11 protein-coding genes and 1 tRNA gene are annotated in these 12,137 nt (G+C 37.7%); 1 reads left to right on the top strand and 11 read right to left on the bottom strand.

What is annotated here, in order from left to right; genetic code table 11:
* Window positions 1-88: 88 nt before the first annotated feature.
* From BMY13_RS17900 to spoIIE, 3 genes are all read right to left on the bottom strand, one after another.
* Window positions 89-1,027 (bottom strand): protein kinase domain-containing protein, encoded by a 939-nt coding sequence (locus BMY13_RS17900; protein ID WP_092490933.1) that lies wholly within the window; start codon window positions 1,025-1,027, stop codon window positions 89-91.
* On the bottom strand, window positions 990-1,730 hold the full coding sequence (locus BMY13_RS17905; RefSeq protein WP_092490934.1) for a VWA domain-containing protein: 741 nt from the start codon (window positions 1,728-1,730) through the stop codon (window positions 990-992). Before BMY13_RS17905 ends, BMY13_RS17900 begins: the two co-directional genes overlap by 38 nt.
* Before the next feature lie 378 nt (window positions 1,731-2,108).
* Window positions 2,109-4,559 carry a stage II sporulation protein E gene (gene spoIIE, locus BMY13_RS17910; protein WP_092490935.1) on the bottom strand — a complete coding sequence of 817 codons (2,451 nt, stop codon included), beginning with the start codon at window positions 4,557-4,559 and terminating at the stop codon, window positions 2,109-2,111.
* A gap of 425 nt (window positions 4,560-4,984) precedes the next feature.
* Between spoIIE and BMY13_RS17915 the strand changes: the two genes are divergently transcribed.
* Window positions 4,985-5,058 (top strand) — tRNA-Met (locus BMY13_RS17915).
* 816 nt (window positions 5,059-5,874) lie between these two features.
* Here BMY13_RS17915 and BMY13_RS17920 read toward each other — a convergent pair.
* The 8 genes from BMY13_RS17920 to spoVT form a co-directional block, all read right to left on the bottom strand.
* Window positions 5,875-6,258: a S1 domain-containing RNA-binding protein gene (locus tag BMY13_RS17920; protein ID WP_092490936.1), complete on the bottom strand. Its 384-nt coding sequence runs from the start codon at window positions 6,256-6,258 to the stop codon at window positions 5,875-5,877.
* Between the two features lie 73 nt (window positions 6,259-6,331).
* Window positions 6,332-6,712: an FtsB family cell division protein gene (locus tag BMY13_RS17925; RefSeq protein ID WP_092490937.1), complete on the bottom strand. Its 381-nt coding sequence runs from the start codon at window positions 6,710-6,712 to the stop codon at window positions 6,332-6,334.
* Between the two features lie 6 nt (window positions 6,713-6,718).
* Entirely contained in the window at window positions 6,719-7,318 is a 600-nt protein-coding gene (gene yabQ, locus BMY13_RS17930) for a spore cortex biosynthesis protein YabQ (RefSeq protein ID WP_092490938.1), read from the bottom strand.
* Window positions 7,315-7,614, bottom strand: coding sequence for a sporulation protein YabP (yabP, locus tag BMY13_RS17935; protein WP_092490939.1), 300 nt, complete (start codon window positions 7,612-7,614; stop codon window positions 7,315-7,317). The genes yabQ and yabP overlap by 4 nt, the downstream gene beginning before the upstream one ends.
* A 59-nt stretch (window positions 7,615-7,673) precedes the next feature.
* On the bottom strand, window positions 7,674-7,931 hold the full coding sequence (locus tag BMY13_RS17940; RefSeq protein ID WP_092490940.1) for an RNA-binding S4 domain-containing protein: 258 nt from the start codon (window positions 7,929-7,931) through the stop codon (window positions 7,674-7,676).
* Between the two features lie 5 nt (window positions 7,932-7,936).
* Window positions 7,937-9,385: a bifunctional methyltransferase/pyrophosphohydrolase YabN gene (gene yabN, locus BMY13_RS17945; protein WP_092506300.1), complete on the bottom strand. Its 1,449-nt coding sequence runs from the start codon at window positions 9,383-9,385 to the stop codon at window positions 7,937-7,939.
* Window positions 9,385-10,965 carry a putative polysaccharide biosynthesis protein gene (locus BMY13_RS17950; protein WP_092506302.1) on the bottom strand — a complete coding sequence of 527 codons (1,581 nt, stop codon included), beginning with the start codon at window positions 10,963-10,965 and terminating at the stop codon, window positions 9,385-9,387. Before BMY13_RS17950 ends, yabN begins: the two co-directional genes overlap by 1 nt.
* 576 nt (window positions 10,966-11,541) lie before the next feature.
* Window positions 11,542-12,078 carry a stage V sporulation protein T gene (spoVT, locus tag BMY13_RS17955; protein WP_092490943.1) on the bottom strand — a complete coding sequence of 179 codons (537 nt, stop codon included), beginning with the start codon at window positions 12,076-12,078 and terminating at the stop codon, window positions 11,542-11,544.
* Window positions 12,079-12,137 lie beyond the last annotated feature (59 nt).

Below are 12,137 nucleotides of genomic sequence, written 5' to 3' on the forward strand. Positions count from 1 at the left end.
GCTTGCCCATCTCCATGAATAAACTAATTTAATACCCCTTTTATCCTACCATAAAAACGCATCCTAACAAAGAGCAATACTACGTACCTCAAAGTAATAGTATCGATGAAAGGTAATAAAATAATGCAATTAGAAAAATTCCACCAGCTTCTACGAAAGAGGTGCCTTTAGATACTGATTTACCCGCTCTTCTTTTAGATTTTCTTGAGCTTTTTATAGCCTGTAATGTCTTTGTTATTTCGTTCTTCATCTGTCCGCTTGTCTTGTATTTGCCAAGTAGTGCATCTTTAAGACAATTTCGATACATACGTAACTGCTTTACATCATCTAGCCTTTTAAAAAGTGTTGATTTTGGCTGTGAGCCCTTATCAAATCTTTTGGGATAGTATATGTTTAAAAATACCATAACAAAAGCAAATAAATCATAGCTTGGTTCCGCACGTCTTGAACCAAACCCCCAGTAACCCCGGTCATAAAACTCTGTATATTCCTTAATCGCTCTGCCGATTTGTGTTGTGCCGCCAACATCAATCCAGCGAACCTTTGGCGGCGATGATAGGACAATAAGATTCTCTGTTTTAAAATCCCCAAATACCCATCCTGCCTGATGCAGGCGCTCTAAATCGTCTAGTAATTGCAGCATAAACACACCGATCCATTCATCGCCATTACGGTTAATAAAGCTTGACAGGGTTTCTCCATGTAAATATTCCATAACATAAAAAGCATACTTTGTATTTTGCGCAAACTCCCAATCATCCACATCCAATAAACAAGGCCCAAGACGATTCCCTTGGACCTTCTTCAACGATTTCAAAACGTTTACTTCCATTGTCATTGATGTGCTTTTATCACTTATTTTCAATGCAACTTGCTTACCATTCCTATCACAGAGATAAACTGATCCAACTGCACCTTGACCAAGCTTCTTTTTAATTACATAACGATGCTTATGCCACTTTCCACTTATAATTGTTCCTGGCTTAATATCAATTCCATGCTTCTTCCATGCCTGGTTCATCTTCATCCCTCAAGCTCCTTAGCAATCCTTTCTTTCCAAACTGATACATCGCTTCACGTATAGCAGGTCCAGTAGGCGTAATTCCTCCACTGCTTAGCTTTGGAAATACTGTCGATATTGAATCAAGCTTTGGCGACCAGTCGAATACTTTTTGAATATCCTTTCGTTTGCCTGGAAAACTAAAAATACAGAATCGATTCCTTCCAATTCGTGCATTTAAACTTATCGAAAGGTCAATTAGAGCCTCTTTTACTGTTGGAAGCTTATCATGCATGCTCGCACTTGTATCAACTAACACGAGAACTTCCAAATCACACGTTTCACCCATATCCTCCACAACCTCCATAATCTCCCCGCGTTTTTCCGGTTCGATATCCTCGAGATTCTGATTTGGACCTAAAATTTGCTTTAATTCCTGATTAACAAATCCTTGTAAAGTTTGTGTCATTGCTTGTTTTGTAACCATTTGTACTGTCTGTGATAGTGACTGTTTATAGACGAGTTGACTTACACCGCCACCAGAAAGCGCAATATCTTCAACTTCCTCCAATCCTTCTGGCTGCTCAGTCTGATCATCATCTAAAATACCAATCACATTAACCGTCACACCTTGCTGATGTGCCAGTGCAGCAGTTGCGGCTGGATCCTCACCCTTATTAGAGCAACCATCCGTTATCAATAGAATCTGTTTTAGTGTTCCTTTTTTCACTTAACATACCTCCTAGCTAATCCACTACCATCATCGCCAACATCGTTTAAAAATATACGTTTACTCCTTGAAATGGGGATACTGCTGACCAGGCGGATCCTCATTCCGTTATTCATTACAAATCCCTCATTTAGGGCATGTTTTAGGATCCTCATTCCGTTATTTGTCTTTTTAACCTTATATTTCGTTGATTTTTCGCTATTAGCGGAATGAGGATCCGTTTCACCCCCCTTAGAACACTAAATCTGCCGTTTAGTGGAACGAGGATTCACATTGCTGACTTTTATTTGTATTTCGCAATGCACTTTGCAAACATGCTACCTTCTTAACTGCTAAAAAACTGATACTCCATTAGAGTACCAGTTTTTTTAGCATCCGTTATTGCGCTTTTTCGGTGTAAGTTGGTATCGAAGCCCATTGTGGTGTATTTTTAACTATTTTAGCAGCAACCACCGTCATATCATCTTCAATTGCTCCCGACCTTGTTCGGACAACCTCCTCAAGTAGTAAATCTGCTATTTCCTGAGGATCATCCGTCTTCATTTCACGAATTTTCCGCTTCAACCAAACATCCGTATTTTCAATATGTTTTGGCCCATCAAATATACCGTCGCTCATCATAATTAAAATATCTTCAGATTTTAATTGCTCACCAACGATATCAACGTCAAATTCCTGTATAATCCCCATTGGCAGATTACTCGCTTCCACCTTGATCATTTCTTCCCCACGTTTGATAAAACTTGGAGTCGAGCCAATTTTTAAGAAACGAACAAATGCATTGTGCATATTTATAACAGCCAAATCTAATGTTGCAAACATCTCATCGGTAGTTCGCAGTGCAAGGATTGAGTTGATTGATTTGATCGCAACTTTTTCCGGAATTCCAGTTTGTAAAATTTGCTGGAGGAGCCGTAACGTTTCTTTACTTTCTTCACTTGCACGTTGGCCATTACCCATACCATCGCTAATAGCCATTGCATATTTTCCGGCACCAAGTTCTATAGTTGTATAGCTATCTCCTGAAATAAGCCCTCCACCTTTGGCAGCATTGGCAATGCCAGTATCAATTACATATTCTTTGGCAGATCCAAATGCCAGATAGCAGTAGCCATTTGGGAATGGTGAAACCTCTTCTTGCTTAACAATAATCATTTCGTTTAATATATCGGATAATACAGGCGCAATTATTTTTGCCCCTTCACCATGATAATCATAAAAAGATAGCGTCATTTCAATATCTACATTTCCTTTATCCAACTGATAAATATCCAGCTTCTCTAAATCAATACCCATATGCTTGAGCGTATGGATGATTTGCATTTCCTGTTTTTCATGATGCTGACGTTCCTTAAGGATTTCGTTAGCAAAATCCTCCATGACTTCCGAAACCCCTTGAAGCTGGTCAGCGACAAAGCGCTTGCTTTCAATCACCTGTTTCTTTAATTTTTTATTTGCTTCAAACGATGATATTTCTTCTTTCATTACGTCAATTACTTTTTTTGATTTTACACAATGGTTTTCAAATTCCCGAGTTGATTTATGACTTGGTTCTTTACCTTCTGCAAGATCATCCTTCAGATTTTCCATTAGAGAGTAAGTCTTATCAAACTGCTTCTCCCAGCAGCGATCTTTCATAAAGCAGGACTGACACGTTTTCTCGGTAACCTGACTTAAAAAATAATCTGTCTCACGCTTGTCTTGAATATCTTCTTCCTTAAATTCCTCAGATGAGGTAAAACTTTTTGAAAGCGCTTCAAATACATCAGAGAATTGCTCAACCCGCTTAGCGGTAACATTACGAACTTTTTGCAAGTATTGTTCTTGTTCATTTGTATGTTCTTCAGTTCCCGGAATATAACGTGATAGTTTCTTAAACCAGCTTGCCGGTGTCAAAATAAAGAATAAAATTGCAATGGATGTTTCGATAAGAGAAGGTACTATTGTCCCAACATCTACATAAATGCCCACTAGAAATGTCCCAACTAAAAGTCCAATGCTTACCCCAATCTTATTTCCTTCTTTCAATAATCCGCCTAACAACCCTGAAAAGGCAAGCAAGCTCATTTGGTAGAGATTTGCTACATTTGCCAGCGACAAGATAAGCCCAGCTACTACCCCTACTGTTGACCCAATTGCCGCACCTCCAACAAATGCGAGTAACAATACAAAGTAACGGGAAAATATTTGCTCAACTGAGGCGTCATAAAATGACCATCCTATTGTTCCTGTCAATATCGATGCAAGCAAGATAATCATGCAAACAATTTCTTCATTTTTTAACGCAGGTTTATATCTATTTGGTGATAATAATGGAATACTCTGCATAAAGATTAGTACAAGGACAGCTCCAAGTACTCCTTCAACAACTATGAGCATCCATTCATACGATGAAAGCTGATCTGTAGCAGAATACACAAAAAGCCTTGGACCTAAAGTGGAGAAGAACACAAATAGCGGAATATAGACTTGCTGTTTTTTGGCATGTTTAAATAATGCTGCCAAAAAAATAAAAACAATCATTGCTAACGCAATAAAAACCCCATGAACAAGTGAAAAGCTTAATGATCCAGCCAGGACTGCAAGCATTACTTTCGCTGCCTTGTCCTTATGTATAAACCAAATGGTTGCCAAAAAAGCAACAGCAAATGGTGAGACAACTGATAATATGATAGCTCGTCCCAATAAAAAACCAACTATATAGAACAGCCATCCTTTTTCGAATAATAATGATGTAGCATGCGAAGACATCCACTTACGAAACCTTTGTAGCAGGTTTTTATTTACGCCGATTGCGTCGGATTCCAACCTTGGAATTGAATCCATCATAGAATACCACTCCCTCTTTCAAACATTAAATCACACTATGCATTGTTTTTTTGTCAAAATAAGAGAGCAAGTTTAAAAAATCGTTCGACTGTATTCTATATGGACAAGCGGTATTCTACATAACCTTCCGTATTCTGTTTACTATTGTCTAAAGATTAGAAAACTTAGCTTATCGCCAAGCCTTAGTTGCACATATGCACGAAGAAAGTATTTATACTTTATTAACTGTCCATAAAATATAAGATCCTTTGTCTATATGTTTCCAGTTGGTTTAACAGTATCTCGTGTCGTTTCTCAATAAAATCACCTTATCACGTATTTACTTAATAATTCTTAATAAAAAACGACAAACTCCTCCCTTTTTCCAAAATTACTCATTGACACATATATAACCCTGTTGTATTATATCACTTGTGATTCATTTTGGCGGCGTAGCTCAGCTGGCGAGAGCGTACGGTTCATACCCGTGAGGTCGTGGGTTCGATCCCCTCCGCCGCTATCCTTAATAATAAAGACCTGCAGAAGTGTTAAAAACACTTAACTGCAGGTCTTTATTTGTTAGGCTCGTTTCGTAAATTATTGTTGAATTTTCAGGCAATGAAGCTTATATTAACTCTTTCAAATTTCGCAACATAAATTGAACGCAAAAACCTTGAAGGAATAAGAAAGGCTGAAGATACACTACTTGAGTTGAATTTCTTTCACATCTATAGAATAAGCTCAAACAGCTATCTTGATAATCCCAGACCATTTTTAATTGTTGCCTTGACAACATTGATAAAAGTTTGTACACATAAAAATATAAACTGCGAAGTACTTTTTAAAAAGTTTGAGTGCTATTATACCGCTCCGGAAATACACTTCGCGCACCTAGGGCGGCTGATGAGCCTCCTTGCTCCTACGTCGCTGCGTAGTCTCATCTAGGCCTCAGCTCCCACAGGAGTCTACGTGTATTTCCTCCGCTGTTGACTCGAGTATGAATCGCTATAGTATAAATGTGTAACAGCACTACACTAGTCCGGGTGAGCGGAGGGCGGTGACTCCTGCGGGAATAGCACGTGTCCGAAGACCCCGCAGAGTGGTTTTCGCAACGGAGGCTAAGGCCGTGCCCTAAGGTGCGCATCCGCCCGTAGCGACCCCGGACGGCGGGCGAGAGTTTATAGAGATTATTCCAACAGTTAGTTCGAAGTTATATCAAATACGTACCGTTGTAAGGATTTATGCTTTCTTAACTGCAAAAAAACAGGAACCGCTTCTAAAAGCGATTCCTGTTCAGTTCATTTATATCATAGAGCATTATCATAGACAGCAGTTGCTATCCTCTTTTAGCACCTCGACCTCCACGTTTGGATTCTGTGTGCTTTTTCAAAGAGGCTAAACGGTCTTCTGAATCCTTAAGAAATTTATTCATTTTAGATTCAAAGTTTTCACCGCGATCACGATTATTTTTTGGGCGCACTGGTTTATCCTTTGCTTTCTTAATGGATAAGCCAATTTTACCATCCTTTTCAACATTAATAACCTTCACTGTTACCTCATCACCAACAGTTAAATGTTCATTAATGTCTTTAACATAGTTGTCGGCAACCTCACTAATATGGACTAGGCCAGTTTTACCTTCACCAAGTTCAACAAAAGCCCCAAAATTAGTAATACCAGTTACCTTTCCCTGCAGCTTGCTGCCTACTTCGATTGACATAAAAAAAATGCTCCTCCTTAAAAGTTTAAAAAATATAGTTCTTATATATTATAGCTAAGCTTGTAAAAGTGTGTCAATAAGATGGCTCCTCATCAGGAATTTTAAATATTAATTCCCCTTCTTTTGATAGGAAATAGTTCGTTCGAGCAATCTCTAGTATATACTCTTCATTATTCAGCAACTTAATTTCTTCACGAAGGTTTTCTTCCTCATTTTCCATAGTAGCTAATTTCTCTTCCATTTGATTATATTGTTCTTCTTTTTTTTCCTGAAGCGAAACTTGTTTAAAGTGGTATGTTGCCATGCTTCCAATCACAACTAATACGACAACAGAAAATAATACTAGACGGCGAATAAGACGCTGTTTTTTTCTCTTTTGTCTTTCTATGTATGCATCGTACTGTTCAACGTAATTCGAATCCAATCTTGTTACTGTTTTCTTTTTTGTAGGCATAGGCAACTACCTCCTCTTAAACAAAATATTTTTCATCCATTTCTTAAATATATTCTCTATTGTACTATAAAACCCTGCAATTTTGTGTAAATTATTTTGGATATTTTTTGGCAGCAAACGGAAAAGAGTCTGAAATACCCAAGATAATGGAATATAAATCAACTTAAACGTATATCGAATGATGGTGAATAGCACATTTCCGATGAACAAAAGAGATACTATCAGCAAGTGAACAATAAACTTTATTGGCGTAATAAAGAGTACTTGTACCAATTTTTCAATAAATTGATAAATCTTCAACCCAATTCGAATTATATGTTCCAGCAGTTGCTTATACGCACCTGCAGTTGTCACCTGGTAGACAGAAAAGCCGAGTAAACAGGCAATAAACACATAAAAGCGTAGCTCTCCACTATTTACTCGGAATAACAGGTAGTATAATAACATAGTCTGAGTTAGCCAGAAACTAATTTCCATGAAATAAGAAAGAATTTTATTTTGCTTCCAGTGGATTGAAAACCTGCGATAGGTATCGTTTATTATACCCAAATAGAAGCCACCTAAAACCATAGAAAGCATGGTCAGGAATTGAACGCTAAGTGTCATTTGAATAGCTTGCTAAAGAATCCTTTAGCTTTCTCCTGCTGATGTTCATCCACATAGGAAAGCTCATATATTTTACCTTTGATTGAGACTAAACCTTCCCCAACGTCCAGATTTTTCAATTGTAAATTCTGTCCTCGAACAATCAAGTACCCCAAAACAGTTTCTAATAAAAACTCTTCATTATCAAAACTATCAACTTCTTTAACACCGGTTATTTCCAATTCTTTTCGATTATTAACTTTCACAACATGTTCCTGCTGGACACGTGTAACACTATCTTTTTCATAGTAATTCATACATATCGCCCTCCTTATCATTATTACTGTATGATTAGAAGGACAAGTGTAGAACTATTCTAATTAACTTTCTCTTCCTTAATTACTTTATAGAGCATTTCTGCTTCGTCTTTTTTCACAGCCTCTTTTAAGGCATTCACTTCGAGTGTTACCAACTTTTGCCCGAACTTAATGACCAGTTCATCGCCAACAGATACAATTGATGATGCCTTAGCCTTGTTACCGTTAATGGTAATCCGGCCTTGATCAGCTACTTCTTTTGCCATTGTACGGCGTTTAATTAGTCTTGTAACCTTTAAAAATTTGTCTAAACGCAATTCTATCACTCTCTTCTTTTTGCTTGGTTCCAGTAGTAGTCCATTTCTTCCAAGGTTGTTTCATAAAGGTCTTTCCCCTGGCTCTCCAATTGTTCCTCAATGTAGGAGAATCGTGAATGAAACTTCTGGTTCGTTAGATTTAAAGCAATTTCCGGATTTACTTTATAATACCTTGATATGTTTGCAAGTACAAATAGAACATCGCCTAGTTCTTTTTCTATTTCTGATTTGTCTTGGCTTACAATGGCTTCATCAACCTCATCCAGCTCTTCCTGTAGCTTCTTCCATATATCCTTTATATCAACCCAATCAAACCCTGTTTTAGCTGCTTTTTTCTGAAGTTTGAATGCTCTTGCTAATGCTGGTAAACCAGCGGGAATACCATCCAGCACCGATTTACGATAGTCTCCTTTTTCTTCCTGCTTTATTGCATCCCATGTCTTGTATACATCCTCAATAGATTCGACTGTTTTGTCAGCAAAAATATGTGGATGGCGATGAATCATTTTATCCGTAATCGAACGAATAACGTCATCAACTGTAAAATATCCGTCATCCTCGCCAATTTGACTATGAAGCAATACTTGCAATAGAAGATCACCTAACTCTTCCACAATGCCTTCATCATCCTGATTATCAATTGCTTCTATTACTTCGTATACTTCCTCGATTGCATACTCACGTAGTGTTTCATGTGTTTGTTTTTTATCCCATGGGCATCCATTAGGTCCACGCAATACAGCAATTACTTCCCGCAATCTTGAAAACGTATGGTTAAGCATATATGCAGGGGCTGGAGGGATATAAACGGAAGTTAAATTATTAACTTTCAATGAATAATCAAGTTCCTCTAAAGGGACTTTCGTAATTTTTTCCTGGTTACTGCCAGCCGCTTCAACTATCGTTACTTGATAGCTTGCAGGCAAATCCTCAAGCAACTCCAATTTTACATTTGACGCGATAAACTGATCATAGACCTGACAAAAAATGATATGCTGCCGGTAATTTAACTGGCTGCGGTTAAACCCTGTTCCATCAATAAACTGAAATCCTTCGATTGGATCAATTCGTAATGATGTAAACAAATCATCCAGATAGCTTTGTCCACCAATGACTTCCACCAATACTTCATCCTGATCCAGCAACAGTTGAACAGTTTTTTCAGCAAGCATAGGATGGCCGGGCACTGCGTAGATAACGGGTGATTGGTGGGACTCTTCAATTAATGAATCCACAATACGACGATATACTTCATCGAATTGTTCCGTTGTTTGATAGATTTCATCAAACGATGTAAATTTTACCCCCTCATCCTGCAAGGTATTTATCACCGGGTGATTGATAGTTCGCGCAAAAATAGAATTGCTTGTATTCGATAATTTTTTATAAATTCCAAGCGGCATCTGGTCAAGGTCTCCTGACCCAAGGCCGATAATTTCAATTGTATTTCCCACTAAGTTTCCCTCCCTCTATGGATTCTGGTCAATATCGGTACTAATGGGAGCATCGATATTTCTTGGTTAGTAAACGCCCTAAACCTTAATAACAAAATAATGTAGAGAAGCGCTCCAGTTATTACGACAAATAATACATATAGCAGTAAACCAAAACGTGATGAACTGCCAGGCAAGAGATTATCTATTAAAAATATATAGATAATCATTCCTGTTGCAGCTATGGTAAATGCACGCCAATTGATATGCTTTTCTACCTTCAGATTTGGCAGCTTTCTTTTCAATGCCAACAGCATAAGTACAGCAAGTATTGTCAGACTGAACACCGTAGCAATGGCACTGCCCATTATTCCAAACAATGGCACAAGAGCCTGATTGGTAATCCATTTTATGAAAAAGGCAACAAGTATAAATCCCGCTGTCCTTTTAATATACCCTAATCCTTGAAGAATAGATGCAGCAGTAATTGCGATTGAACTTAAAAAAATAGAAATGACTAGAATCTGTAAACTTGCCGTACCCTTTCCGTTCTGAAATAACAGTGTATTCGCTTCTGGAAAAATAATAATTAACCCAATTGTCGCACCAATAGCTAAGTAAAAACTTACGACTAGTGCACTTTCAATATATGCGTGAAATGCTTTGGGATCACTATCAAGCTTACGCCTGGAAATCGTTGGTATCAATGCTAGAGCAAATGAAGATCCTAAAACAGTTCCAAGCTGTATCAAAGGCTGGCCTCGATCAAACACTCCTTTTGCCTCCATTGCATCAACATCTGACAATCCATGCTCCATAAGACCAGGAACAAGCGTAAACGTATCGGCAAATTGAATAATAATTAATAGCATGTGGTTTAACGCAGCTATCATGCCAAAGATTAATAATGTACTGATATAGTAATTCCATGGAATATCAAAATGCTGATTCACTGTAGGCTTCATTCTTATAAAAAAGAAACCAAGTATGAAAATTGCAGCTAATGCTCCAAACAATGAAGCAATTGCTGCAGCTTGTCCAATGCTATATATATCACCTGATTTAATAAAAATGAATACCGCTGCTAAAATAATTAGAAATACACGAATGAATTGTTCGCCAACCTGCGAATATGCTGTGGGCTTCATTTGCTTCATTCCTTGAAACACACCTCGTAACAGAGCTGAAAAAGGAATGAGCAAGAAGGCAAAAGCAGCTAATTCATATGTATCTTTTAAATTTGCATCGCCCACCCACACAGCAATTTCCTGTGCATTAAAAAATAGGAATAAAAAAATACCACTGCTAATGGAAAATAAAAGCAAAAATATGGGTACATAAAAACGGGCAAACGACGGCCCCATCCCCTGTGCTTTTAAATCCACAGTAATTTTCGATATAGCTGAAGGAAATCCGTATAATGACAAAATAAAAGCAATACCAAGGAACGGATAAACTTGTTGATAGATATAAAAACCCATATCCCCTGTCAGATTCTGCAGTGGAATCCGATAGCCGGCACTCAGTACCTTACTTATTAATCCTGCCAATGTAAGAAGCAATGCACCTTTTACTAATTTGTTGGTCTCATTCCCGTCCATGAAAAACGCCTTTCTATGGCAGTTAAGAAAGTATAAATACTTTCTTACTGCATAAGTACAACTAAGGCTTATCTATATAAAGACTAGGCGATAAGCCAAGTTTTCTAACCATTTTTAAACTATTATAGCATACCAGCTATCCTACCATTCTTACTAGTACAATCGAGCCTCGCGTGTGAAAAGTGGCACCTGCAAAAAATATTTTTTATCTAACAATGCCACTTTTTGTTCATTCACAAACGATAGTAGGTGGAGGGGACCTATTAGCTTCAAATACATTGTTGTATTTCCAAGTAGTGAATCTCATCCCTGAGAGTGACCATTATACGCTATTTGAACAGCATTCCGGTTCTCATAACCCTGATGAAGACACGGTTCCCGCTTTTTGAAAAGCATTCGCGTTCTCATAAGCTTGATGAGTGACTGTTGAGCACTCAACCATAATTAGAACAATGGAAATTAGCACAAGGGAAAATTTCTACTGTGATGCAGTTTATACAATTACAACAAAAAACAGCCGTAAAAAAAGAACAAAAACCAGTAATTTTGCTAACTGGCCTTTGTTCTTACCTACAACTATTCCATTTGCTTGGCCAAAAAGCTTGAAGCCGTTTCAGTACTTTTTTGTTCGACATTACTAAGCTTTTTGCCATCTCTTGAAAACATCATGACACAGCCAATCGGGTCACCATTTGCTATAATAGGGCTAATGCAATACGAATCAATTTCTTCATCTTTTCCTTGGGTGATTTCTAGTGTAGCTTGTTCTGTTTCAAATACGAGTAACCGATCTTCCATCGTCTTTTCGAGTTGTTTCCCTATACTTTTATTTAAGTAATCTTTTTTTGATTCACCAGCTACAGCTATAACTTCATCGCGATCACAAATTAAAACAGGATAGTGCAATGAGTCAAATAATGCTTCTGCGTATTCCTTTGCAAAACTCCCCAGTTCATTAATAGGTGAATATTTCTTTAAAATTACTTCACCTTCACGATCAACAAATATTTCTAATGGATCTCCTTCACGAATACGCAATGTTCGTCTGATTTCTTTTGGGATAACTACTCTGCCTAAATCATCAATTCGACGTACAATTCCTGTTGCCTTCATTATGAAGCCTCACTTTCCTATGATGATTGTCTCTGGTGTATGTAATTTCAATGTTTACC

Origin of the sequence: Virgibacillus subterraneus, assembly GCF_900110695.1 — a bacterium.
Taxonomy (GTDB): domain Bacteria; phylum Bacillota; class Bacilli; order Bacillales; family Amphibacillaceae; genus Lentibacillus; species Lentibacillus subterraneus.